The sequence below is a fragment of the Yoonia sp. 208BN28-4 genome, assembly GCF_037543925.1.
Classification (GTDB): domain Bacteria; phylum Pseudomonadota; class Alphaproteobacteria; order Rhodobacterales; family Rhodobacteraceae; genus Yoonia.
The window spans coordinates 988156-1013329 of record NZ_JBBIFY010000001.1; the positions used below are offsets into that span (position 1 = coordinate 988156).

Genomic DNA, 25174 nt, shown 5'->3' on the forward strand with positions numbered 1-25174 from the left:
CATAACGGGTCATGTTAAACCCAGCCACGCCCGCCTTCATCGACAGCCTGAACCTGCCGCCCGCGGCTATAAAAGAGGCATCCGACAGCTATCTGACAGAACCGCGTGGCCGCTGGAAAGGGCAGGGCGTTGTCCTCGCCCCGTCCTCAACCGAAGAAGTCGCGCAGATCGTCGCCGCCTGTCACCGCGACCGCATCGGCATTGTGCCCTACAGTGGCGGCACTGGCCTTGTCGGCGGCCAACTCATGCCCGACGGTCCCGCGCCTGTGGTCCTTTCACTCGAACGCATGACCCAGATCCGCGACGTTTTCCCGTCCGAAAACGTGATGATCGTCGACGCAGGCTGTATCCTTGCCGACGTGCAAACCGCTGCTACGGATGCCGGTCGCCTGTTTCCGCTGTCCCTCGCATCCGAAGGCTCCGCACGCATCGGCGGCCTGCTTGCAACTAACGCAGGCGGCGTCAACGTCCTGCGCTACGGCAACGCCCGCGCCCTGTGCCTTGGCCTTGAAGTTGTCCGCCCCGATGGCACCATCTGGCATGGCCTGACCCGTCTTCGCAAAGACAACACCGGTTACGACCTGCGCAACCTGATGATCGGCTCTGAAGGCACGCTCGGGATCATCACCGCTGCCGCTTTGAAACTGGTCCCGCAACCTGCTGGGATCGGTGCCGCCTTCATGGCCGTCCCATCGCCACAAGCCGCTCTTGATCTGCTGGCGCTTGCAGGCGACTACATCGGAGACGGCCTCTCGGCTTTTGAATTGATCCATCGCCAAGGCCTTGATTTCCTTGCCGACGTTGGCCCCGACATCAAACCACCGTTCAAAGACACCCCCGACTGGATGGTCCTGATCGATGTGGGCCTCCCGCGCGGTATCGCCCCTGATGAAGCACTCATGGCGCTGTTCGAGGCTGCAACAGAAGCGGAACTCGTCACAGATGGCGTCATCGCCCAATCTGAGGCCCAACGCGCCGCCTTTTGGAACGTCCGTGAAAGCATCCCCGAGGCGAACCGCCGTATCGGTTCTGTCTCATCTCATGACATTTCTCTCCCTCTCTCTGCCGTGCCAGACTTCATCACCAAGGCCGCACCTGCCTTGGCGGAAATCGGCGATTACCGCATCAATTGCTTCGGCCACCTTGGCGACGGCAATCTGCATTATAACGTCTTCCCCCAGCCGGGCCGCACCCGCTCCGACCACGAAAACGATCGCGCGGCGGTAAAAACCTGCGTCCACGACCTGACCGCATCCATGGGCGGATCCGTCAGCGCAGAGCATGGCGTAGGACGGTTAAAAGTTAATGATCTTCTGAAATACGGCGACCCCGCGAAACTGGCGATGATGCGCAGCGTGAAAGATGCGCTCGACCCGCAAGGCGTCATGAACCCGGGCGCGGTTCTCAATCAGGTCTAACTCTCGCCAAAGTTGTTCTTCATGCAGGCTTCAAATCTGATGGGGATCGACAATGCTCAAGCGCTTTTGCACCGCACTCACCTTTCTGGGATCAAGCGTAATCGCGCAAACACCGGCCCCTGATGTCTGGCAGATGGCATTTGATGGTGATCTTGCGGGACTGGAGCAGGCATTTGCAACCGCGCACGCCGAAATCGTTAGCGGTGAGGCACAGCCCCAGTCCGTCAGAAAGTTGATGACTGAACTCATGGTGACGCATCCTGTTGTGCTGCAGACTGCACAAAACTGGCTCGCAGAATATCCGCAGTCGCCATACGCGCTCACCGCCGTTGGTTTCCAAATGCAGCATATCGGATGGGTGGTGCGCGGCGATGGCATGGCGCACGAGGTCCATCCCGAGGCAATGGCGGTCATGCAGGATTTTCACCATGAAGGCTATGCCCACATGCAAGAGGCCTACGCCATTGCGCCCGACTTTCTGCCTGCGGCCGACGGGATGATAACGCTGAACCGGACCTTGGGCATCTTATCCAAAGACGACGTGCAGGCGATTGCAGAAAAGACACTTTCTTCATAGCCAAACCGGCACACCATCATGATCGCCGCCGGTAACGCATCGCGGATGTGGGGCGGGCCAGGTGTGCAGGTCTTGAAAGACATGTGCGATAACTACGCCGACCAGATTACCGAATATGACACCTACACCGCAGACATTTGCTTTGCCGAAATATTGCTGAGCAACAATCTTGACTACGATGCCATGCAAAGCGTTGTGCGAAGGGTCGACATCGGCCGCAATCCTGAATTTCCGCTGGCAGCCGCAATGGCCCGCCATCTGGAATATCACCAGCGCGGTAACGTGTACGATTTTGCTTCTGCAAAGGCCGCGCAGATGGCGTATATTCGCACGCTCCGAAACCCTTCGTCACTTGACTTGTGGTTGCACAAGCAATTCAGCAGGACATTCTCGCGCGGCGATGAAAGGGCGAAAGACGCCCATGATGACGCCACCTTTTCTATGGTCGATGCCGCCTATGCGACTTTGGAACGCGACCCTTACAATCCGACCGCAATCTCGCTTTTGCAAAGCTATGCAGGCTACCAAGGCGACGGGCACACGATTGTTCCGCAGGCCGAATACCAACGTGACCTGCTTGCGCGACAGCTTATGATACAGCCGTACGATACCGATGCATGGACGCAAATGGCTGGGTATTTTCCGCGCCCCGGCGCCGCACCGGACGCCGATGATATGGCGCTGCCGGACCCGTTTCTCGAAAACGCCATTGTGATGGATTATCACAGCGCGCACAGCGTCATGCACGCACTCGAGCGAAAGCTCTTCCAGGTCGGCACAGTCGACGCCTTACTTGAGATTGATGGAATTTCTAACGAAGTTGCGCAGGACGCTCATGCAGCCGCACAGTGCCGCATCATTCGGCTTCATCGTCTGGCCGAGTATATCTGCGACAACGGCGGTGACGATGAACATGGCACGTGCGGCTATATCACAGAGCCAACTCAGCGGCTTTCGTCTTTGCTCAGCGCGGCTTCGGTCAATCCGGCATGCGACACGCAAAGCAACGCCGCAATCATGAGCCTGGCGTTCGCATATCATGACATCGACCTGAACCAATACATCCTCGATGACCCGCGACCTGCTGAATAAAGTGGTGGTCTGAAATCATTGGTGCTTCAGCATCCTGCGACACCGATCCCCCTTGCAAAATCCCGCACGTCAGGCCATTGAAAACCACCCATTCAAACAGGCCGCCTGACCCATGACCGACCTCGCTCATATCCGCAATTTCTCGATCGTCGCACACATCGACCATGGCAAATCCACCCTTGCCGATCGTCTCATTCAAGAGACGAACACCGTTGCCCTGCGCGATATGAAGGCGCAGATGCTCGACAGTATGGATATTGAGCGCGAGCGCGGTATCACGATCAAGGCCAACACCGTGCGCATCGAATACAAGGCGCTGAACGGTGAAATGTATACCCTCAACCTGATCGACACGCCCGGCCACGTTGACTTCGCCTATGAAGTGTCCCGCTCCATGCGCGCCGTCGAAGGCTCGCTGCTGGTCGTCGACAGCACCCAAGGTGTCGAGGCGCAGACGCTGGCCAACGTCTATCACGCGCTGGATGCCGACCACGAGATTGTGCCGGTTCTGAATAAGATCGACCTGCCCGCGTCCGAGTGTGATCAGGTCGCGACCCAGATTGAGGACGTGATCGGCCTTGATGCCTCCGAGGCGATCCGCGTCAGCGCCAAAACCGGCGAGGGGATCATCCCGACGCTTGAGGCGATTGTGCACAAGCTCCCCGCGCCTAAGGGCGACATCGATGCGCCCCTCAAGGCGATGCTGGTGGACAGCTGGTACGACAGCTACCTCGGCGTGATTGTTCTGGTCCGCGTCATCGATGGGCAGATGCGCAAGAACGACCGCGTCAAATTCATGTCCAACGGCACGCTCCACCAGATCGACCGCATCGGCGTCTTCCGTCCCGAGATGCAGAACGTCGACGTGCTCGGCCCCGGCGAGATCGGCTTTATCACCGCCTCCATCAAGCAGGTCCGCGACACCCGCGTAGGTGACACGATCACGTCGGAAAAAAAGGGCACCGAGACCGCTCTGCCGGGCTTCAAACCCGCGCAGCCCGTGGTGTTCTGTGGTCTCTTCCCTGTGGACTCCTCCCAGTTCGAGGACCTGCGCGATGCGATTGATAAACTCGCATTGAACGACGCTTCCTTCTCTTTCGAAATGGAAACCTCTGCCGCGCTGGGCTTTGGCTTCCGCTGTGGTTTCCTTGGCCTTCTCCACCTCGAAGTCATCCGCGACCGGATCGAGCGCGAGTATGACATCGAACTCATCACCACCGCGCCCTCGGTCATCTATCACGTCTACATGCGCACCAAAGAGGGCGAGGAGCAGGAGAAGATCGACCTGCATAATCCCGCCGACATGCCTGATCTCACGCACGTCGACCACGTGGAAGAGCCGCGCATCAAGGCGACGATCCTTGTGCCGGACGAATTTCTGGGCGACGTGCTCAAGCTGTGCCAAGACCGCCGCGGTGTGCAGCTGGACCTGACCTATGCCGGATCACGCGCGATGGTTGTCTATGATCTGCCCCTCAACGAAGTGGTGTTCGACTTCTATGATCGCCTGAAATCGGTAACAAAAGGTTACGCGTCGTTCGATTATGTCCTGACCGGCTACCAGACTGATTCCCTTGTGAAAATGTCCGTTCTGGTCAACGACGAACCCGTCGATGCGCTGTCCATGATGGTGCACCGCGACCGCGCCGAACAGCGTGGCCGCGCGATGGTGGAAAAGCTCAAAGACCTGATTCCCCGCCACATGTTCAAAATCCCGATCCAGGCGGCCATCGGCGGCAAAGTCATCGCCCGCGAAACCCTCTCTGCCCTGCGCAAAGACGTGACCGCCAAATGCTACGGCGGCGACGCGACGCGCAAACGCAAGCTGTTGGACAAGCAGAAAGCGGGTAAGAAAAAGATGCGCCAGTTCGGGAAAGTGGATATCCCGCAGGAAGCGTTTATTTCAGCACTTAAAATGGATTCTTGATCCATTTTAAGTGACAGTGCGCGGCAGGCTCTTTTCTGCAAGAAAAGATGCCGAGAGCGGCACACCGGTTGCGCTTTTTTCAGTCTCCCTTGGCGATCAAATTTTCCGGCCAGATCGACTAAGTAGTAACTTATCGAACGAAGACCCGATAATGGGTAGAATATCGACGTTTGATTTGATTATTATAGTAAATTGTGAACTCGCAGTTCAATTAAGGATCTCAAAATTGATTATTGGCCAGGAAATTCTGGAACGAAAATTAGTGCAGCCGTGTGAGCCGCATAACCTTAAAAATTCAACTTGCGATCTTACAATTGGCCAGTTTTATCCGATGGGACAAAACCGCAGTAAGGGTGCGAGTCCAAGTCAGAATGATTATTGGGTAGAACCGGGAGCGATGGTAGCGGTTAGAACTTTGGAGCGGGTTGCTTTGCCGTCGTCTGTTACAGGACTTGCTACTCTTGTAACGAGTTTGACGCACGAAGGGCTTCTATGTCTAAACGTTGGCGTAATTGATCCCGGATATGACGGGCACTTGAGCGCTTTTCTAGTGAACTTTTCTCGGCGGCCGAGGAAGCTGTCTTTAAACGACCGCTTGTTTCGTGTCCTTTTTTTTGAGCACGGCGAGGTCTCAGAGCTATTGCCGCTAGAGAATACCAAAGAGGAATATCATCGGTTTTTGTTAGGAAAATCTGAAAACGAATTCGCAACGACGTTTCTCGATGTGGCTGGAATTACCAAACTTGCTGAACAAACGGCTTGGAAGATAGTGCTTAATGCGTTCTTCAGTAAGTGGGTTGCACCCTTGAGTTTGTTGATCGCTCTCGCTTCAATGATATTTGCTGCACTTACGTATTTTGGGTAGTATCTCCGGCCTGAATTAATTGCCAAATCTCAGATTTGGCAGCGCCCGAACCGCCCCCACGGGGCGGGCGCTTCGCTTCCTGCCCCTCGGTCTGGGCGCGGCAATGTTCAATCCCCCCCTCACATCCCAATCCACCCCAGCCGCCGTTTCACCATCTCCTCCAGATGCCGCCGCAGCTTCTTCTCTGCCTCGATGTCCAGCGCCTGACCCTCATCTGCCTCTAGCATCATAAACGGCTCCTCCACCTCGCCGAACGCCTCGGTCAGCCGCGCCAGCATGAAGGACCGCAGCACGTCGTTCAGCGTCTCCTGATACCCCTTTCCCAGCTTGCGAAAGAACCGCGCCACGTCCGCGTCCAGCCGCAGCGTCACCCGCGTTTTGGCGGGGACGGGGGTGAGGGCGATGTCCTTCCACTCCTCCGGCAAATAGGTCGACCGCATCTGCGCGTAGCGGAATGTCAGCAGTGTTTCGTTCGTTTTCTGCGCAAGCTCGGCGTATTGCGCTTTGTAGGTGGCGGTCTGTTTGGGGGGCATGGGCGGCTCCTGCTGGGGTGTCGGCGCAGGATCGGGGGGAGCGGTTAAATTTGCGTGGGGTGTTAGAGCGGTGCACGCGCGGTGCACGTCCGGTGCACGCAAATCACATCGCCAGAAACGCCCTCACAGCCGCCTCGAATTTGCGCGGTTTTTCCGCGTGCAGCCAGTGGCCCGCGCCGGGGATTTTGGCGAATTTGGCGTTGGGAAAGAGGCCGCGGATTTTGTCGCGGTAGATGGGTTTCACGTAGTCGGAATTGGCCCCCGACAGGAACAGCGTATCGCCGCTAAACGTCTGATCCAAAGCGGGAAATCCGATGATCTTGTCCATATCAGCGGCGAGGGTGTCGAGATTGAATTTCCAAGCTTTCGCTTTCATATCAAGCGATTGCACCAGAAACTCCGGCACGCCGGGGTCGAGACCGTCCAGTTGAGCAAGCGCGTCCGCGCGGGTTTCAACGCGGCTCAGGTCCACCCCGCGCATCGCCTCAATCGGCCCCATTTGCGAGTGTTTGTAGCCAATCGGTGCGATATCCGCGACGATCAATTTGCCAACCTTTTCAGGGTGTTCCGTGGCCAGAACCATTGCCGCCTTGCCACCCATCGAATGGCCCAGCACATCGTATTGTCCGTCAATTACCCCCGCCAGATCAGCGGCCAGATCGTTATAGGAATGGCTGTCAAAATGTGGGCTGGCGCCGTGGTTGCGCATGTCGACGGTGACAACAGGGCGGCTGTCTGACAGGCGTTTCGCGATGACATTCCAGTTGCGCGCAGAGCCGAAAAGCCCGTGCGCGATCAGCAGTTTACGCCCCGCAGGCCCGTCGTATTCAACCTTATGTAACATCGCGAAACCCTTTGTTGACGAATTTGCGCCATCCTACCGCTTGAGGTGCCGCACCACCACCATTACACGAAAGGAATGACGGCCGAAAATCTTGAAACACAGCTGAACGATTTGCAGGCGCTCATGGCGGAGAAACTGCGCGTGCGCGGTCCGACCTTTGGCGCGCAACTGCGCAAAGCCGGACGTGCGTTGCCACGTGGTGTGCGGCGCGATGGCGCGTATCTGGCACAGGCTGAGACATTGATGCAGAACCCAAAGCTGGTGCGTATGATTGACCAGCGTCAGGCGGATAAGGCCCACGCCAACATCGTGGCGCATCTTCAGACGGTTGATCCTGCCGACCGGATCAAGGGCCGCGTGCTTGGAATTCTGGGCTCAATCTCGGCGGTGCTGATCTTTACGTTCATCGTTGTGGTCTACGTTCTGGTGCAGCGCGGGATTGTTTGATCGCAACGGGCCTAAACGCGGTATGTCGTGCCTTTGGTGCGTGGCGCATCGCCAAGCCGCACCACAAGGCTGACGGTCGCAAAGGCCACGTACAGCAACAAATACCACGACCCCATTTTTGCAAAACTGACGGCATCAAACGGATTTTGCCCTGCATAGAGCCACGTGCCTGTCATGGTCCCGATATTTTCGGCCAACCACAGAAAGAAGCTCGACAGAAAAGCCGCGACGGGCAGGGGCATCCAGTACCAGCGATGTGAAATGCAAAACCAGATGCGCGTGCGGCCATAGAGCAGGATTGTTCCGGCAAAGAGAGCGTAGCGCATGTCGACAACGAAGTGATGCATAAAAAAGTTGAGGTATATCAGCGCGGCGAACGCGAAATGGAGCGCGCGTGGCGGAAACGGTGTGAACGACATGTCGAAAAGGCGGATCACCCGCGCCATGAAGCTGCCCACGGCAGCATACATGAAGCCCGAAAACAGCGGCACATCGTAAATTTTGAAAAAACCCGGTTCGGGGTAAGCCCATGATCCAGCGTGCACCTTGAAGATTTCCATCGCCGTGCCCGTGATGTGAAACAGCGCGATGACCCGCACTTCGGTCCAGGTTTCCAGACGCAACCAGACAAAGCTGGCCTGTAGAACAAGTGCGAAAATCAGCAGCGCATCATATCGCGCAAGGCTCCAATCATCCTGCCAGATCATGCGTGTCACGATCATCGCCGCCAAGAGGCTGGCACCGAACAAGCAGGCCCACGCCTGCTTCAACGTGAAGATCGTGAGCGTGGCCAAGGGGCCGGGCAGGCGGGTGCGGATCGTGTTCCCGATCGAAAGTGCAAGGGCGTCTGAATATATCATGGCGCAGACATAACAAAGCTGCCGTGCAGCGGGGCGCGGCGGCTTTGTGCAGGAAGTGTGCAGCTTAACTAGAGGTTTGGGTACAAAGGGAATTTATCGCAAAGGGCTTCGACCTCGGCGCGAACTTTTGCCTCAATCTCGGCGTTTCCGTCCTCACCATTTGCGGCCAGACCATCGACGACTTCCACGATCCAGTCAGCGACCTGACGGAATTCCGCCTCGCCAAAGCCGCGTGTGGTGCCAGCGGGCGTGCCAAGGCGGATACCGGATGTGACCATCGGCTTTTCAGGGTCGAACGGAATACCGTTTTTGTTGCAGGTCATGTGCGCCCGCTCCAGCGCCTTTTCGGTGGCGTTGCCCTTCACGCCTTTGGGGCGCAGGTCCACCAGCATCACGTGCGTATCGGTGCCGCCAGAGACGATATCCAGACCGTTCTTCATCAGTTGATCTGCCAGCGCCTGCGCGTTTTTGACGACCTGTTCCTGATAGGTTTTGAACTCGGGGCGCTGCGCCTCACCAAAGGCCACGGCCTTACCGGCGATGACGTGCATCAGAGGACCACCCTGAATGCCGGGGAAGATGGCAGAGTTGAACTTCTTCGCCAAAGCCTCGTCATCAGTGAGGATCATACCACCGCGCGGGCCGCGCAGGGTTTTGTGCGTCGTGGTGGTGGCCGCGTGGGCATGCGGGAACGGCGACGGGTAGATGCCAGCCGCGATCAGACCAGCGAAGTGCGCCATGTCCACCAACAGATACGCGCCCACGCTATCGGCAATCTCGCGCATGCGGGCGAAATCAATGATCCGTGGAATGGCAGAGCCGCCGGCGATGATCAGCTTGGGGTTATGCTCGGTCGCAAGCTCTTGCACCTGATCGTAATCCAGCAGGCTGTCCTGCTTGCGCACACCGTATTGCACGGCGTTGTAAATCTTGCCCGACTGGTTCGGCTTGGCCCCGTGGGTCAGGTGCCCGCCTGCGTCCAGCGACATGCCCAGAATGGTATCACCGGGTTTGATCAGCGCCTGAAACACACCTTGGTTGGCCTGAGAGCCGGAGTTGGGCTGCACATTGGCAAAGCCGCAACCGAACAACTGCTTGGCCCGTTCAATGGCGAGGTTTTCGGCCACGTCAACGTGCTGGCAACCGCCGTAGTAGCGCCGTCCGGGATATCCTTCGGCGTATTTGTTGGTCATCACGCTGCCCTGCGCTTCCATGACGGCAGCGGACACGATGTTTTCGGATGCGATCAGTTCGATCTCTTTGCGCTGGCGGCCAAGCTCGGCCTGTATGGCGGCGTGAATTTCAGGGTCGCGTGTAGAAAGCGTTTCAGTGAAAAAGCCGGCGTCGCGGACATTTGCAGTCATGGGGCGGTGTCCCTTTTGTCAGGTCCAGTTGAATATGCTGGAAGCGGCATAGCGCAGGTTGCGCCGCGTCAAAAGCATCAAAACGACCAAGATCATCATGCGTGCGGCTAATCGGTTTCCGATAGCGGTCTTGCCTTTCTTGGGCGTTCCGTGGACAGATTGATGAAACAAAAGGAAAATTGCCCAGATGCCGGACCGCAAAATCGCCTTTCGCGCCAGCCCCGTGCCGATCGCGCAGACGGCCTTGGCGGATTTGTCGCAGCGGTATGGCAATGTGGCTGCGGCCGAGGCGGACTTTATCGTGGCCTTGGGTGGTGACGGTTTTATGCTGCAAACGCTGCACGAAACGCAGGCGCTGGATGTGCCGGTTTACGGGATGAACCGTGGCACTGTCGGCTTTTTGATGAACGAATATCAGGACGAGGATCTGCGCGCCCGTCTTGATGCCACCGTCGAAGAGGTGATCAACCCCCTGACCATGACCGCCACTTGTGTTGATGGAACGACGCATCACGCGCTGGCGATTAACGAGGTGTCGTTGCTGCGCGCAGGCCCGCAAGCGGCCAAGTTGCAAATTTCGGTGGACGGGCGCGTGCGCATGGACGAATTGGTGTGCGACGGGGCGCTGGTGGCCACGCCTGCGGGGTCGACGGCCTATAACTATTCCGCGCACGGGCCGATCCTGCCTATCGGGTCGGATGTGTTGGCTTTGACCGCGATGTCGGCGTTTCGGCCGCGCAGATGGCGGGGGGCATTGTTGCCCAAGCAGGCCGTCGTCCGTTTTGACGTGATCAACCCCGAAAAACGGCCCGTGATGGCGGATGCGGATGGCAGTTCTGTGCGCGATGTGGCGTGGGTCGAAATCCGGTCAGAGCCAAGTGTGGCGCACCGTATCCTGTTTGACCCCGGTCACGGTCTGGAAGAACGGCTGATCCGCGAACAATTCGCCTGATGTATCCCCGGATTTTCTGGTAAATCCGGGAACAATCAGATTTCGAGAAATCTGGCGCTAGCCCGCATAACCCATCGGTTTAAGCGCCGCGCGGATTTCGTCCAAGATGGCCGGATCGTCAATTGTTGCTGGCATCTTGAACTCTGCGTTATCCGCAATTTTCACCATGGTCGCGCGTAGGATTTTGCCGGATCGGGTCTTGGGCAGACGGTCCACCACGGCCACCAGCTTGAACGCAGCCACAGGCCCGATGGTGTCACGCACCCGCTTGATACAATCCTTTACGATCTGTTCTTGCGGTGTGTCACACCCTTTGTTCAGGCACACAAACCCCATGGGAAGCTGGCCTTTCAACTGGTCCGTCACGCCAATCACCGCACATTCGCCTACGTCGGGATGGCCTGCCAGCACCTCTTCCATGGCCCCCGTGGACAGGCGGTGACCGGCCACGTTGATCACGTCATCGGTGCGCGCCATGATGTACAGGTATCCATCCTCGTCGATCATGCCAGCGTCGCCCGTTTCATAGTATCCAGGGAATGTGGTGAGGTAGGATTTCACGAACCTGTCTTCAGCATTCCAAAGCGTTGGCAGCGTGCCCGGCGGAAGTGGGAGCTTGATCGCAATCGCGCCCAATTCGCCCGCAGGCATCTCGTGGCCTGACTCGTCCAAAATTTGCACGTCATAGCCCGGCATCGCCACGGTGGGCGAGCCGATCTTGACCGGCAGCGCCTCGATCCCCGCAGGATTGCCTGCGATGGTGTAGCCTGTTTCGGTCTGCCACCAGTGATCATAGACCGGCACGCCCATGATCTTTTGCGCCCATTCGATTGTGTCTGGGTCGGCCCGCTCACCGGCCAGATACAGCGCACGCAGGCAAGAGATGTCGTAGTTTTTGATCAACTCGCCCTTGGGGTCTTCGCGTTTGATCGCTCGGAACGCGGTGGGGGCCGTGAAAAAGCTGCGCACGTTATGTTCTTCGATCACGCGCCAGAACGTGCCCGCGTCAGGTGTGCCGATGGGCTTGCCTTCAAACACGACTGTGGTGTTGCCGTGGATCAGTGGCGCGTAGCAGATATAGGAATGCCCAACGACCCAGCCCACGTCGGATGCCGCCCAGAACACATCGCCGGGGTCCACATTGTAGATGTTTTTCATCGTCCAGTTCAGCGCAACCAGATGCCCTGCCGTTGGGCGCACAACGCCCTTGGGCGCGCCTGTCGTGCCGCTGGTGTATAGGATATAGGCCGGATGATCGCCCGCCACAGGCACACAATCGGCGGGGGTCACGCCCTCTTGCACCGCATGCCAGTCGTGGTCACGCCCTGCAGTCAGGTCGCAGGTTTGCTGCTCGCGTTGCAGGATGATCGTGAAGTCCACGTCATGCGCGGCCATGTCAATCGCGCCGTCTAGCAGTGGTTTATAGGCGACAACGCGCCCCGGCTCGACACCGCAAGACGCAGCGATGATCGCCTTGGGAGTGGCGTCATCGATACGCACGGCCAGTTCGTTCGCCGCAAACCCGCCAAAAACAACCGAGTGCACAGCGCCCAAGCGCGCGCAGGCCAGCATCGCGACAAGCGCCTCTGGCACCATGGGCATATAGATGATGACGCGGTCGCCTTTGACGATACCCTTGTCGCGCAAGGCACCAGCCAGTGATGCGACCTGCGTCTGAAGCTCTGCATAGGTCGTCTTTGATTTGGTGCCCGTAATCGGGCTGTCATAGATAATAGCCACCTGATCGGCGCGACCGTTTTCAACGTGCCGGTCCACCGCATTATAGCAAGTGTTGACCTGCGCATCTGTAAACCACTGGTAAAGCGGGGCCTTGCTATCATTCAGCGCCTTCGTCGGAGGGGTAGCCCAGTCGATCGCTTGCGCCTGCTCCATCCAGAACGCTTCTGGATCGGCCTGTGCGGCGGCGTAGATGTCTTTGTATCCCATGGTCACTCCTCCCCGAGTTATTGGGGTGGATTGTTAGGCAGGCCATGACAGGGCCGCAAGTCTGGTTGCGATAACGGATGCGCGGGTTGTGAAATTATTGACACTTTGGTCCGTGGCTGTCCAAGCAGCGTCTGCAGTGCTCCATCCTGAATGACGCTTGAGATCGATAAAGCAGCGCGCTAGCGGTCAGTGTCGCGGCTGTATTTCTGCCAGTAGTCCTTGATCCAGCGAACGGGAAAATAGCCGAACTTTTCTTTCGATCCCCAGCGGGTAAACGGCCCCTTCGTCATATCCTCAGGATTGGGCACACCGTGGAAAATCACAACATAGCCATCAGGGCGCGGGATCGGGCGCACCAGTCCGACAGGGAAGTGATAGGCAAGGCTTTTCTTGAAACTGAGCATCCAGCCCAGCGGCCAGTGGTTACGGTCGTGCGCGTGATGATGAATGTAGTTCTGATCGTTGCGCAGCGATTTGACCTCGTCATAAGTCTTGTCCGCAAAGCCCGTATAAAGATGCGTCTGTTCGCCCGCGACAAACCCCACGATCGACGAATTGGACAAAAGCGGTTTGCCAAAGCGTTTGGGAAACAGGCGGGGCAGGGTGTCCGGCACCTCTTGCATGATATGCAGCCCGCCCTGTTTTCGAATGATATCAAACAGCGGCGTCAGATCACGCAGCACGACAACATCCACGTCCAGCATGACCACTGCCGTGCCATCCGGCACAATGCCGGGTGCGAAGGCTGCAAGTTTGGGCCACATGCCTTTGTGCCAGTCGCCGCGATCCATCTTGAACGGCGGGATGGGCTGCGTTTCAATGCCCTCTGCCAGACCGTCTGGGTCATCCGTCAGGCAAATCAGTCGGAATGGTCCTGCCATAAGGTCTGTCAGCGCGCGGAACAGGATGTTGGTGTATTTGCACGGATACCCCTTGCCCCATTTGAAGCAGACGAAAACCGGCACATTAGCCATAGTGATCAACCGGTGTGCCTGCCAGCGCAGACATATTCAGCAGGCCCCGCGCGGTGATTGACGGGGTGACGATATGCGCCTGATTGCCCATGCCCATCAGGATAGGGCCTACCTCAAGCGCATCGGCCTTCATTTTCAGGATATTGCGCACGGCGGACGCGGCATCGGTATTGGCAAAGATCAGCACGTTCGCGCTGCCTTTCAGCTTAGAGCCGGGCATGATGCGATCCCGCAGATCAGGGTCAAGTGCCGTGTCCACCGGCATTTCGCCTTCATAACAGAAGTCGCGCGTCTCTTGATCCAGCAGGTCCAGCGCCGCCCGCATCCGGCGCCCACTGTCGTTATCAAGGTTGCCGAACTGGCTGTGCGAACACAGTGCAATATTGGGCGTCAGACCAAAGCGGCGCACGTGGCGGGCCGCCCCTACCACAGTCTCGGCAATCTGTTCCGGCGTCGGTGTGGCATGAACCTGCGTGTCGGCCACAAAAAGCGGTCCGTCCTCAAGGATCAGCATCGACAGCGCGCCCACCGGATGCCTGTCTTCGCGGCCAAGGATTTGGCCCACGTAATTGAGGTGCCACAGGAACTGCCCGAACGTGCCGCAAATCAGGCTGTCCGCCTCGCCACGCTGCACCATGACGGCGCCAATGGCGGTGGTGTTGGTGCGCATGACCGCCTTGGCCAGATCGGGGGTCACACCGCGGCGCGCCATCAGATCGTGATACGTGCCCCAGTAATCGCGGTAACGCGGATCGTTTTCGGGGTTCACGATCTGGAAATCGATGCCCGGCTTCACCTTCAGGCCAGCGCGATCAGCACGGGCCGCAATCACCTCTGGTCGACCGATCAAGATCGGTTTGTCGGTGGTCTCCTCCATGATCGCTTGGGCCGCACGCAACACACGTTCATCCTCGCCCTCGGCAAAAACAATGGCGCGCGCGGCGGTGCGGGCGGCTTCGAATACGGGGCGCATAATCATGGCCGATTTGAACACCGACCCGTCAAGATTGGCCTTATAGGCGGCGATATCCTCAAGCGGGCGGGTCGCCACGCCGGTTTCCATCGCTGCCCGCGCAACGGCGGTTGCCACAACACCCATCAGACGTGGATCAAAGGGTTTGGGGATCAGGTAATCAGGGCCAAATGTCAGCGTTTCACCGCGATAGGCGGCGGCCGCCTCGGCGCTGGTGGTCATGCGGGCCAGCTCTGCGATGCCTTCGACACAGGCGATCTTCATCTCGTCGTTGATATCGGTCGCCCCCACATCAAGCGCACCGCGAAAGATGAACGGGAAGCACAGCACATTGTTGACTTGATTGGGGAAATCGCTGCGACCCGTTGCGATCAGGGCACCGGGGGCCACGGCGCGGGCCTCATCGGGCGAGATTTCGGGGTTCGGATTGGCCAACGCAAAGATGATCGGATCGGCGGCCATATCGGCCACCATGTCAGCCTTCAGAACACCGGGGCCGGACAGGCCAAGGAACATGTCTGCGTCCTTGATCACATCGGCCAGCGTTGCGGGCGATGTGCCTTGGGCGTAGTCTGCCTTTTGCGGAGTCATGTCCTTTTCGCGGCCCTGATAGACAAGCCCCTCAATGTCGCAAAGCCAGACATTCTCGCGTTTCACACCCAGTTTGAGCAGCATGTTCAGACAGGCAATGCCAGCCGCACCGCCGCCAGTGCTGACGATCTTGATATCCTCAAACCGCTTACTCGCAAGGCGCAGGGCATTCACGGCAGCGGCACCCACAACAATCGCCGTGCCGTGCTGATCGTCGTGGAACACGGGGATATTCATCCGCTCGCGGCAGATTTTCTCCACAATAAAGCAGTCCGGGGCTTTAATGTCTTCTAAATTGATTGCGCCGAATGTGGGTTCCAGCGCGCAGACGATATCGGCCAGCCGTTCGGGGTCAGGCTCGTCCAGTTCGATGTCAAAGCAGTTGATATTGGCGAATTTCTTGAACAGGACGGCTTTGCCCTCCATGACAGGCTTTGATGCCAGACCGCCGATGTTGCCCAGCCCCAGCACAGCCGTGCCATTGGTGACAACGCCCACCAGATTGCCACGCGTGGTATAATCACGGGCCAGATCGGGGTTCGACTTGATGTCGATGCAAGCCTCGGCCACGCCAGGGGAATAGGCGCGGGCCAGATCACGACCGTTGGCAAGCGGTTTGGTGGCGCGGATTTCCAGCTTACCGGGCTTGGGAAAGCGGTGATAATCAAGGGCGGCCTGTCGCACGTTATCGTTCTTTTCGTCTGCCATCTTGCCACTCCGCTTTGTAAGATAGTTTAACATTAAACTATCTACCTTCCCTTGGGGAAGATCAGGATTTGAATAAGCACGTTTCGGTTTATCTTGCAAATCCGAAGATGCCGCGACAGGCTGCGCGGCATGAGCGATCTAGATCAAATGCGCGCAGAAGTGCGCCTGCCAACAACCGATCTGCGCGGCGACCTTGGCTTTTTCGCCAAGATGCTGGGAATGCGGATGGAGTCCATTTTTCCCGCCGATGACCCGACCAACGCCGTGTTTTCCGGCCACGGTATTTCTGTCCGGTTGGACCAGACTATGATCTCGGCGGCAGGTGTCATTCGCATCCTGACCGACGACAAGGATTTTGCGGGTGGGGCAAGGGGGCTGACAGCACCGGGTGGCACGATTGTCGAGATTGCGCCGCTTAACCCCGAGCTGGTGATGCCCGAAACGCAGCACGCCTTTGTTGTGCGGCGGCTGAAGGACAAAGCGCCGTGGGTCATCGGCCGCGCAGGCATGCACTACCGCGATCTGATCCCCGACCGGCTTGGCGGGTCGATCATCGCAAGCCACATTCGCATCCCCGATGGCGGACCGGTGCCTGACACGGTGCACTATCACAAGGTCGGGTTTCAGCTGATCTTTTGCTATAAGGGCTGGGTCGATGTGGTTTATGAGGATCAGGGTGAGCCAATCCGCCTGACGGCCGGCGATTGCTTTATTCAACCGCCCGAGATCAGGCACCGTGTGCTGGAGGCGTCAGACGGGATCGAGGTGATCGAGATCGGCGTTCCGGCAGAGCATGTCACCGAGATCGACCACGAGATGACGCTGCCGAACCTGCGGATCAATCGCAATCGCGAGTGGCAGGGCCAGAAGTTTGTGCACAACGTCGCGAAAGGGGCGGAGTGGACCGCGTCACGTCTGCCGGGTTTCGTGTCGCGTGACACGACGATTGCCGCGAATACCAAGGCCGTTGCAGGTGTGCAGGTCCTTCGCCGCGGGGAAGGTGCGCCGATGTGGGCGACCCACGACGCGGATATCCATTTCACATTTGTGATGTCGGGCACGATGACGCTTGAGGGCGAGGGTGAAGAGCCGCGTGCGCTGGAGGCGGGTGATGCTTTTGTCATTCCGCCGGGCATGGCGATCCGCTACGCCGACCCAAGCGACAGGTTAGAGCTGCTTGAAGTGTCGCTTCCGGGTCTGTTTGCGACGATGCAGACCGACTAGGTATGGCCTTCCCCGTGGGGAAGGTTATCATTTATTTACAAAGCGTTAACCGCCCTGAAGCGATACGTGGGCCAGCCTACAGGTTCTGATCCGTGTTCAGGTGGTCAGACAGTTCCTTGATCCGGCGGTGCGCCTCAATCTGGGTCAGCCCTTCGTTAAACGGCTCGCCTGCTTCGGTGCACAGCGCCTTGAGCAGATCGGCCTGATCGCCGGTCATCGGGGCGTCGGGCGAGTTTGGCGGCGTGTCAAAATCGGCGACGGCATAGCTGCTTTGGGTCGTTTTCATCGGTGATCTCCTGTTGCAATCCTTGCCCTGACCTAACGCGTGGTCGCTGCAAATGTTCCCGTGGCGGGGCTTGCATCCCATTGCGGTATCACAGACCCTATCACCACCAACCGGAGGTTCTGTGCCATGTCCCTGATCGACCATGCCCGCGCCGTGCGTGAAAACGCGCATGCGCCCTACTCGAAATTCAAGGTCGGTGCGGCGTTGCGGTCGCAAAGCGGGGCGGTGCATGTGGGCTGTAACGTCGAGAACGTGGCCTATCCCGAAGGCACCTGCGCCGAGGCCGGTGCCATCGCCGCGATGGTGGCCAGCGGTGACACCCGTATTGCCGAAATTGCTGTGATTGCCGATAGCCCGAAGCCGGTCAGCCCCTGTGGCGGGTGCCGCCAAAAGATCGCGGAGTTTGCGGATGGTGACGTGGTCGTGACAATGGCCACCACGGCGGGTGTGACGTTGCAAACAACAGTGGCTGACCTGCTGCCCGGCAGCTTTGATGCCGACTACATGAGTAAGGTGTAACCACGGTGGATGCGCGTGCCATCATCGCAAAAGTGCGCCGTAAGGACGTGCCGACCGACGACGAACTGACGTGGTTTGCTGCAGGGCTGGCCAGCGGTGCTGTCAGTGGCGCGCAAGCGGGCGCCTTTGCCATGGCCGTCTGCCTGAACGGGCTGGGCGATGCAGGGCGCGTGGCATTGACACGCGGGATGCGCGACAGCGGCGATGTGTTGGACTGGGATTTGCCCGGCGCGGTGCTGGATAAACATTCAACCGGCGGCGTTGGCGATTGCGTGTCACTGATCCTTGCGCCAGCGCTTGCAGCCTGCGGGGTGTTTGTGCCGATGATCTCTGGTCGCGGGCTGGGGCATACAGGCGGCACGCTTGATAAGCTTGAGGCGATCCCAGGTCTGTCCACCAGCGTAAGCGAAGGACAGCTGCGCGAGATTGTCGGTAAAATCGGCTGCGCCATCGTGGGTGCGACGGGCAAGATCGCACCAGCGGACCGCGTGCTTTACGGTGTGCGCGACGTGACATCGACGGTGGATAGCGTGGATCTGATCACCGCGTCGATCCTGTCAAAAAAGCTAGCCGCAGGGCTGGACGGCCTCATCATGGACGTGAAGGTCGGCACCGGCGCGTTTATGAAAACTGCAGATGATGCGCGTGCGTTGGCGCAGTCGCTGGTGACAACGGCCAACGGGGCAGGCTGCAAAACCGCCGCCCTGATCACGGATATGAACACGCCACTGGCCCCCGCACTGGGCAATGCGGTTGAGGTCGCCCTGTGCATGGAGGTCATGTCGGGCGACAAATCCGCCGCGCCGCGCCTGCACGATCTGGTTGTGGCACTTGGCGCGAAATTGCTTGCGATGCATGGCAGTGCCGAGGGTGAGGCGGAAGAGCGTTTGACCAGCGCCATTGCATCCGGTGCCGCATTGGAAAAATTCGCGCAGATGGTCGCGGCCTTGGGTGGCCCGCCCGATATGGCCGATGACTGGCGCACGCATTTGCCTAAGGCCAAGGTGGTGGGCGATGTGGTCGCCGCCGAGGATGGCTATATCGCGGAAATTGATGGTGAGGCGCTAGGCCTTGCCGTTGTGGGGCTGGGCGGCGGTCGCCGTGTTGAAACTGATCGGATCGACGGGTCTGTTGGCGTGACCGAAGTGTTGGGGCTGGGGGCAAAGGTGGTGCGCGGGCAACCGCTGTGTGTGCTGCATGCCCGCACCGAAGACGACGCCGAAGCCTGTGCCGCAGCCGTGCAGACCGCGATGAAGATCGGCCCCAAGCCGGACATTGGCCCGCTGGTGATCGAGGAGGTGGTCTGATGGCCCGTGTGTTTCTGATTGTGATCGATAGCGTTGGCATCGGCGGTGCGCCGGATGCGGACCAGTTCTTTAACGGCGACTTACCTGATACCGGATCGAATACATTGGGCCACATCGCGCAGGCCTGTGCGGCTGGTCAGGCCGAAGAGGGGCGCAGCGGGCCGTTGCACGTGCCGCATCTGGCAGCCCTCGGATTGGGGCAGGCGTTGGAATTGGCCAGCGGGATGCAGGTGCCGACGCTGGATGCACAGGTTACGGGTGCGTGGGGGGCTGCCACCGAAGTGTCGCGCGGCAAGGACACGCCATCAGGCCACTGGGAACTGGCAGGCGTACCGGTGCCGTGGGACTGGCACACATTCCCGAAGACCGATCCGGTCTTTCCCGACGACGTGATCGTCGCCATTTGCGAGGCGGCAGGCGTGGGCGGCACGCTGGCCAATCGCCATGCGTCCGGCACCGAAGTGATTGATGCCGAAGGCCCGCGTCACATGAAAACGGGTTGGCCGATTTGCTATACATCCGTGGACTCCGTCCTTCAGATCGCGGCGCATGAAGAGGTGTTTGGCCGCGAAAGGCTGATGCAGCTGTGCGAAGATATCGCGCCGATGTTGCACGATATGAAGGTCGGGCGCGTCATCGCGCGACCTTTTGTGGGTGATCCCGAAAGCGGCTTCCAGCGCACCGCCTACCGCCGCGATTTTGCCATCGCCCCGCCGTCGCCGACGCTGTGTGATTACATCCACGACGCAGGGCGGCCCGTGCATGCCGTGGGCAAGATTGGCGACATCTTTTCCATGCGCGGCATTGATGATGTGCAAAAGGGGCGCGATGCGGATTTGATGACCGCGCTCTCAAGACTGGTTGATACAGCAAAGGACGGCGCGTTTGTCTTTGCCAACTTTGTCGAATTTGACAGCGAATACGGCCACCGACGCGACGTGAGCGGCTATGCGCGGCATCTGGAATGGTTTGACGCGGAACTGGGCAGGGTGCTTGACCAACTGCGTGCCGATGACTTGCTGATTGTGACCGCGGACCACGGCAACGACCCGACGTGGGCAGGCACGGACCATACCCGCGAACGTGTGCCGGTATTGGTTCATGGAGCGGGTGCAAAAAACCTTGGGCAAGTTGCGTTTGTTGATGTGGCCGCCAGCGTCGCAGGCTATCTGGGCGTGGAATACAAAGGCGAAGGACACAGCTTTTTATGAGTTACGCGGATCACCCCAAACTGGAACTGCACCTGCATATCGAAGGGGCTGCACCGCCTGCGTTTATCCGTGGCCTGGCCCGCGAAAAGGGTCTGGATATCAGTCGCATCTTTGATGCGGATGGTAACTATACCTACGCGGATTTCGACGAATTCCTGAAGGTCTATGAGGCGGCCTGCACGACGCTGCAATCGCCCGATGATTTCCGCCGCCTCACGCTGGCGGTGCTTGAGGAATGCGCAAAACATGGTGTGATCTACGCAGAGTCGTTTATCTCGCCCGATTTTTGCGGTGGCGGTGACCTATCCGCGTGGCGCGATTATCTGGCTGCGATCAAGGATGCCAGCGATGAGGCGGAGCGCACGATGGGCGTCACGCACAAGGGTATCGTGACCTGCATCCGGCATTTCGGCCCCGAGCAGGCGAAAACCGCGGCCCGCTGTGCGGCCGAAACCGCTGGCGATTTCATCGTGGGGTTTGGTATGGGCGGGGCAGAGATGATGAACCGGCCCGGCGACTACGCCTACAGCTTTGATATGGCGCGTGAAGCGGGGCTGCATCTGACAAGTCACGCGGGCGAATGGGGCGGGCCCGAGATGGTCCGCGAGACGATCCGCGATCTGCATTGCACGCGCATCGGCCACGGCATTCACGCCATTCAGGACGACGCGCTGCTGGACGAGATCATCGACAAGGATGTCGTGCTTGAGGTCTGTCCGGGGTCCAACGTGTTTTTGCAAGCCGTCCAGTCGTGGGAGGCGCACCCGATTGACGACCTGCGCAAGCGCGGCGTGAAGGTCACGGTCTCCACCGATGATCCGCCGTTTTTCCTGACCGACATGACGCAGGAATATGAAAACCTGAACCGCGTGTTTGGCTGGGACGATGCGATATTTGCCGACGTGCAGAAAACCGCGCTGGACGCCGCATTCTGCGATGACACCACCCGCGCCACACTTGCCAAAAGACTGGAGCCTGCCACATGACTGATCACCTGACCCACGTGCAGCACCCGCTGGTGCAACACAAGCTGACACTGATGCGGCGCACCGATACATCGACGGCAGTATTCCGGCAGTTGCTGCGCGAAATCTCGCAGCTGTTGGCTTATGAGGTCACGCGCAACCTGCCGATGACCACGGCCCAGATCGACACGCCGTTGCAGCCGATGGATGCGCCTGTGCTAGATGGGAAGAAACTGGCGCTGGTGTCGATCCTGCGGGCGGGTAACGGCCTGTTGGACGGTATTCTTGAACTGATCCCCTCGGCGCGTGTGGGCTTTGTCGGGCTTTACCGCGATGAGGAAACGCTCAAGCCGGTGCAATACTATTTCAAAGTCCCGACAGAGCTTGAGGATCGTCTGGTGATCGCGGTGGATCCGATGCTGGCGACGGGCAATTCGTCGGTCGCCGCGATTGATCTGCTGAAAAAGGCAGGGGCCAAGAATATCCGGTTCCTGTGCCTCTTGGCGGCCCCCGAAGGGATCGCGCGGATGAAAGAGGCGCACCCTGACGTGCCGATTGTGACAGCTGCGGTTGATAGTCACTTGAACGAAAACGGTTATATTGTGCCAGGACTAGGGGATGCGGGTGACCGCATGTTTGGCACAAAATAGAGGGATAATCCCTTTACAAAATGGGCATTGTCCTGCATCTTTCCACAATATGTTGTGGGGGCAGTGATGAAGAACATTGGATTTATCGGCGCGGTGGTCGTGGCTTTGACGATGACCGGCCAGATGGCGCAGGCACAGGCGACGCCTGCGGAATTTCCGCCAGCCTCTTTTACAGGCAACCAGTATGTTGACAGCCGTGGCTGTGCGTTTGTGCGCGCGGGCGTTGGCGGTAATGTAAACTGGGTGCCGCGGGTCAGCCGGACGCGCGAACAGCTTTGTAATTTCCAGCCGTCACTGGCCCAGCAGGTTGCCCCGACGCGCGCGCCGTCCGCTCCAAACCCGCTGGCCGGATTGCCTGACGCGACGGTTGAAAACTCCAGCCCGATTGATGCGACCGTGTCGCCCGTTCCGCCCGCACCACGCCCCGCGCCAACGCCTGCACCAGCGCCGCGTGTAGCTGCTGCGCCAACACCTGCACCAGCGCCAGCACCGCGCCCGACGGCCGGTGGGCCGATCCAGACGGTTGCGTCGCTGACGACAACGCCGCGCCTAATCCAACCGATTGCAACGGCAACGCCGCCTGCCACACCGCGGGTCATCACAGCGCCAGCACCTGTCGTCCCCCCTGAACCTGCCGAACGCCGCACCACACTGGCCGAGGCTTGCGATGGACGCTTTGGCATCCAGACAGGTTTCATCAGCGCCGCCACCCGAGAGCCGATTGACTGCGGCCCGGCACCGGCTGGAACGCCTGTTGTCGCGCCGGTGCCTGTGCCAGCCCCCGCACCCGTTGTGCCCGAACAGCCGCGCATCACACTGGCCGAGGCGTGTGATGGCCGCTTTGGCATTCAGGCCCGCTTTATCAGCGCGCAAACCGGTGATCCGATTGATTGCGGTCCCGCACCCGTGGTGACACCTGTCGTCGCTCCGGTTGTTGCTGCGCCGACGCCCGTTGTTCCCGCCGCGCCAGAGCCGCGCCGCCTGACGCTTGCACAAGCCTGTGCCGAGATTGCAGAAACCGGACGTCCGCTAACCAATGCGGCAACGGGCCTGCCCGTGCGCTGTGCGCCGCAACAACAGCCCGCTGTGCAACCGCGCGTGTTTGCAGGTCTGCCCGGACCCGCCGTGCCAAGCGCACCAGCCACCGCGCCAACCCCTGTGGCACCAACGATCACCGCGCCTGTTGTGGCGACGGTCTGTGACCGGCCCGGGTCGCGTTACCTGATGGCAGGCACAGGTCTGCCGGTGCGGTGCGGGCCACAAGCGCAAAACCCGTATACCACCCGCGCACAACTGGCCGAACTGGCCCAACAGGCACAGGCAGCGCCAGAGGTGACCCGCCGCGCAACAGCACCGGCCACCGCATCCCTGTTTGAAAACAGTCTTTTCGGAACCGCGCGAGTGCCAGCATCTAACCCGCAGGTTTATCGCGCAGAGCCGATCCGCCCGCCTTCGGGCTATGAGCGGGTGTGGGGCGACGGGCGCTTGAATGAACGTCGCGGTCTGCCGCACCAGCAAACGGCCCATGTCTATCACGAGAACGCCACAGTGGTGCCTGCCGGTTCAACCGTGCTGCGCCAGAAAGCGACAACAACGCCTGCATCAAACGGTCACCGTTATGTGCAGGTTGGCAGCTTTGGTGATCTGGGCAATGCACAGGCCACGATCCGCAGGTTCCAGCAGATGGGCTTGCCGATCTCGGCAGGGCGCAGCGGTGGTGCACAGGTCGTCGCGCTTGGGCCGTTTGGCGATGCGAGCGCTTTGCAGCGTGCTTTGCAGGCCGCGCGTAGTGCCGGATTTGGCGACGCCTACACACGCAACTAAAGGTTCTCCCGAGGAAAGGCCCTGCAAACGATCGCGGGGTCTTTTCTTGCGCGGGTCCTACAGCGTGCAAATGCCTTGCAGACGCACCCAGTCGCGATCCTGCAGGATCAGGGGAATGTCGCGCCCTGCCATTGAATCGTTTTCTACCAACGCCTGATCGCCACTGACAGCCGCGTAGGGGCTGGACGGCACCTGGGCTGCGTCAAAAGCCAGCGACAGGTCAGCCAGATCAATCGGGGCATTGCGCCCCTCGGCAATCGCCTCGGCATAGCCCTGCAGCACGGCCCCCGGCAGATCACCGGTGGTAAACAGCGTGAACGTGTCGCGCAGACCCGCAAATTGCAGGATCGCCTCAAGCGGGTCGTGGCGGGCGCGGTCACTATTGGCCGCAATCAGATAACCGGCGGTGACGGCCACATCGTCATGCTGTTCGATGATCGCGCGATCAATCATGGAAATTCCGCCGGGCAGGGTGACGGCGCCGCTTGGCAGGGTCTGCACGACCACAAACTGTCCATCGGCTTGCGTGCCCAGCAGACGGTTTTTCAGCAAACCAAGCGCTTGCGTTCCTGCCGCGCCGCGGCATGTGGGGCCGGTGATACGCTGGTAGTGGCCCAGCACAGTTGCGCCGATCTCGTTGCGTTTGGACAACGGAACGGCGGATAGTGTCTGCTGCGTCAGCGCCTTGGGCGCCCAGAACGCGGCCCCCGCGATGAGCGCCAAAATCACCGCCACACTGGATAAATGCCGCAGCTTGCCCGGATGCGGTTGCGCGCGCAGCACTGCCTTGCGCACCTTTTCAACCGCGTCGATCATCAGGCTGTCTTCAATCTCAAGCATTTCGGACGCGTCCACGTCAGGCGCAAAGCGCGCAGGCCTTTCACCCGGATTAAGACGTTCGATGGCAGGCAGGGACCAATGGGTCAGGGCAATGCCGGACCCGTCAGCAATGACAAGCGTCGCATTGCCAAAAGAGACCGTCACATCGCGCGGGGTCGCCTGCGGCGTCTCGTGCCAGAGCCCGCCGCTTTCCAGCCGGTCAAATTCCTTGAGTGCTGTCATGTGCCTGCTTTGCTTTTGGCCGATGATAGCGCGGGTGCGACCGGATAGAAAGCG

General features: G+C 59.5%; 23 protein-coding genes. 14 read left to right on the forward strand and 9 right to left on the reverse strand.

Features of this window, described 5'->3' with window-relative positions:
* The first annotated feature begins 11 nt into the window (after window positions 1-11).
* The 5 genes from V8J84_RS04895 to V8J84_RS04915 all read left to right on the forward strand — a co-directional run bounded on the left by V8J84_RS04895 (window position 12) and on the right by V8J84_RS04915 (window position 5879).
* Window positions 12-1418 carry an FAD-binding oxidoreductase gene (locus tag V8J84_RS04895; protein WP_339928565.1) on the forward strand — a complete coding sequence of 469 codons (1407 nt, stop codon included), beginning with the start codon at window positions 12-14 and terminating at the stop codon, window positions 1416-1418.
* A gap of 52 nt (window positions 1419-1470) precedes the next feature.
* Entirely contained in the window at window positions 1471-1995 is a 525-nt protein-coding gene (locus V8J84_RS04900) for a DUF4034 domain-containing protein (RefSeq protein WP_339928567.1), read from the forward strand.
* An 18-nt stretch (window positions 1996-2013) separates the two neighbouring features.
* The gene (locus tag V8J84_RS04905) at window positions 2014-3087 is read left to right on the forward strand and encodes a hypothetical protein (RefSeq protein WP_339928569.1); all 1074 of its coding nucleotides are present in this window, start codon (window positions 2014-2016) and stop codon (window positions 3085-3087) included.
* A 112-nt stretch (window positions 3088-3199) separates the two neighbouring features.
* On the forward strand, window positions 3200-5014 hold the full coding sequence (gene lepA / locus V8J84_RS04910) for a translation elongation factor 4 (RefSeq protein WP_339928571.1): 1815 nt from the start codon (window positions 3200-3202) through the stop codon (window positions 5012-5014).
* Window positions 5015-5024: 10 nt separating this feature from the next.
* On the forward strand, window positions 5025-5879 hold the full coding sequence (locus V8J84_RS04915) for a dCTP deaminase domain-containing protein (protein WP_339928573.1): 855 nt from the start codon (window positions 5025-5027) through the stop codon (window positions 5877-5879).
* Between the two features lie 119 nt (window positions 5880-5998).
* Here V8J84_RS04915 and V8J84_RS04920 read toward each other — a convergent pair whose 3' ends face one another.
* Together V8J84_RS04920 and V8J84_RS04925 are read right to left on the reverse strand one after the other, a co-directional pair.
* On the reverse strand, window positions 5999-6412 hold the full coding sequence (locus tag V8J84_RS04920) for a BrnA antitoxin family protein (RefSeq protein ID WP_339928575.1): 414 nt from the start codon (window positions 6410-6412) through the stop codon (window positions 5999-6001).
* A 103-nt stretch (window positions 6413-6515) separates the two neighbouring features.
* Entirely contained in the window at window positions 6516-7256 is a 741-nt protein-coding gene (locus tag V8J84_RS04925) for an alpha/beta fold hydrolase (protein WP_339928577.1), read from the reverse strand.
* Between the two features lie 75 nt (window positions 7257-7331).
* On the opposite strand from V8J84_RS04925, the gene V8J84_RS04930 reads away from it, so the two are divergent.
* Window positions 7332-7703 (forward strand): hypothetical protein, encoded by a 372-nt coding sequence (locus V8J84_RS04930; RefSeq protein WP_339928579.1) that lies wholly within the window; start codon window positions 7332-7334, stop codon window positions 7701-7703.
* Window positions 7704-7714: 11 nt separating this feature from the next.
* On the opposite strand, the gene V8J84_RS04935 is transcribed toward V8J84_RS04930, so the two are convergent.
* A complete protein-coding gene (locus V8J84_RS04935) occupies window positions 7715-8563 on the reverse strand; it encodes a DUF817 domain-containing protein (RefSeq protein WP_339928581.1) in 849 nt (282 codons plus the stop codon).
* A 68-nt stretch (window positions 8564-8631) separates the two neighbouring features.
* The gene (gene glyA, locus V8J84_RS04940) at window positions 8632-9927 is read right to left on the reverse strand and encodes a serine hydroxymethyltransferase (RefSeq protein WP_339928583.1); all 1296 of its coding nucleotides are present in this window, start codon (window positions 9925-9927) and stop codon (window positions 8632-8634) included.
* A 187-nt stretch (window positions 9928-10114) separates the two neighbouring features.
* Between glyA and V8J84_RS04945 the strand changes: the two genes are divergently transcribed.
* A complete protein-coding gene (locus V8J84_RS04945; RefSeq protein WP_339928585.1) occupies window positions 10115-10879 on the forward strand; it encodes an NAD kinase in 765 nt (254 codons plus the stop codon).
* A 57-nt stretch (window positions 10880-10936) separates the two neighbouring features.
* Here the strand turns inward: V8J84_RS04945 and V8J84_RS04950 are convergent, their stop codons facing one another.
* The 3 genes from V8J84_RS04950 to V8J84_RS04960 form a co-directional block, all read right to left on the reverse strand.
* Window positions 10937-12826: a propionyl-CoA synthetase gene (locus tag V8J84_RS04950; RefSeq protein WP_339928587.1), complete on the reverse strand. Its 1890-nt coding sequence runs from the start codon at window positions 12824-12826 to the stop codon at window positions 10937-10939.
* Between the two features lie 179 nt (window positions 12827-13005).
* Entirely contained in the window at window positions 13006-13800 is a 795-nt protein-coding gene (locus V8J84_RS04955) for a hypothetical protein (RefSeq protein WP_339928589.1), read from the reverse strand.
* Complete coding sequence (locus V8J84_RS04960) at window positions 13793-16072, reverse strand: NADP-dependent malic enzyme (protein WP_339928591.1); 2280 nt, start codon at window positions 16070-16072, stop codon at window positions 13793-13795. Before V8J84_RS04960 ends, V8J84_RS04955 begins: the two co-directional genes overlap by 8 nt.
* Window positions 16073-16201: 129 nt before the next feature.
* On the opposite strand from V8J84_RS04960, the gene V8J84_RS04965 reads away from it, so the two are divergent.
* Complete coding sequence (locus V8J84_RS04965) at window positions 16202-17296, forward strand: cupin domain-containing protein (protein ID WP_339928593.1); 1095 nt, start codon at window positions 16202-16204, stop codon at window positions 17294-17296.
* 76 nt (window positions 17297-17372) lie between these two features.
* Here V8J84_RS04965 and V8J84_RS04970 read toward each other — a convergent pair whose 3' ends face one another.
* Entirely contained in the window at window positions 17373-17582 is a 210-nt protein-coding gene (locus V8J84_RS04970; protein WP_339928595.1) for a DUF3072 domain-containing protein, read from the reverse strand.
* A gap of 126 nt (window positions 17583-17708) precedes the next feature.
* Here V8J84_RS04970 and V8J84_RS04975 point away from each other — a divergent pair, with 126 nt between their 5' ends.
* From V8J84_RS04975 to V8J84_RS05000, 6 genes are all read left to right on the forward strand, one after another.
* Entirely contained in the window at window positions 17709-18101 is a 393-nt protein-coding gene (locus V8J84_RS04975) for a cytidine deaminase (RefSeq protein ID WP_339928597.1), read from the forward strand.
* Between the two features lie 5 nt (window positions 18102-18106).
* Entirely contained in the window at window positions 18107-19408 is a 1302-nt protein-coding gene (locus V8J84_RS04980; RefSeq protein ID WP_339928599.1) for a thymidine phosphorylase, read from the forward strand.
* Window positions 19408-20619: a phosphopentomutase gene (locus V8J84_RS04985; RefSeq protein WP_339928601.1), complete on the forward strand. Its 1212-nt coding sequence runs from the start codon at window positions 19408-19410 to the stop codon at window positions 20617-20619. Before V8J84_RS04980 ends, V8J84_RS04985 begins: the two co-directional genes overlap by 1 nt.
* Window positions 20616-21605 (forward strand): adenosine deaminase, encoded by a 990-nt coding sequence (locus tag V8J84_RS04990; RefSeq protein ID WP_339928603.1) that lies wholly within the window; start codon window positions 20616-20618, stop codon window positions 21603-21605. Before V8J84_RS04985 ends, V8J84_RS04990 begins: the two co-directional genes overlap by 4 nt.
* Window positions 21602-22234 (forward strand): uracil phosphoribosyltransferase, encoded by a 633-nt coding sequence (gene upp, locus V8J84_RS04995; protein ID WP_339928605.1) that lies wholly within the window; start codon window positions 21602-21604, stop codon window positions 22232-22234. Before V8J84_RS04990 ends, upp begins: the two co-directional genes overlap by 4 nt.
* A 66-nt stretch (window positions 22235-22300) precedes the next feature.
* Entirely contained in the window at window positions 22301-24058 is a 1758-nt protein-coding gene (locus tag V8J84_RS05000; protein ID WP_339928607.1) for an SPOR domain-containing protein, read from the forward strand.
* A 57-nt stretch (window positions 24059-24115) separates the two neighbouring features.
* Here the strand turns inward: V8J84_RS05000 and V8J84_RS05005 are convergent, their stop codons facing one another.
* Complete coding sequence (locus tag V8J84_RS05005) at window positions 24116-25120, reverse strand: hypothetical protein (RefSeq protein ID WP_339928609.1); 1005 nt, start codon at window positions 25118-25120, stop codon at window positions 24116-24118.
* Between the last annotated feature and the right edge of the window lie 54 nt (window positions 25121-25174).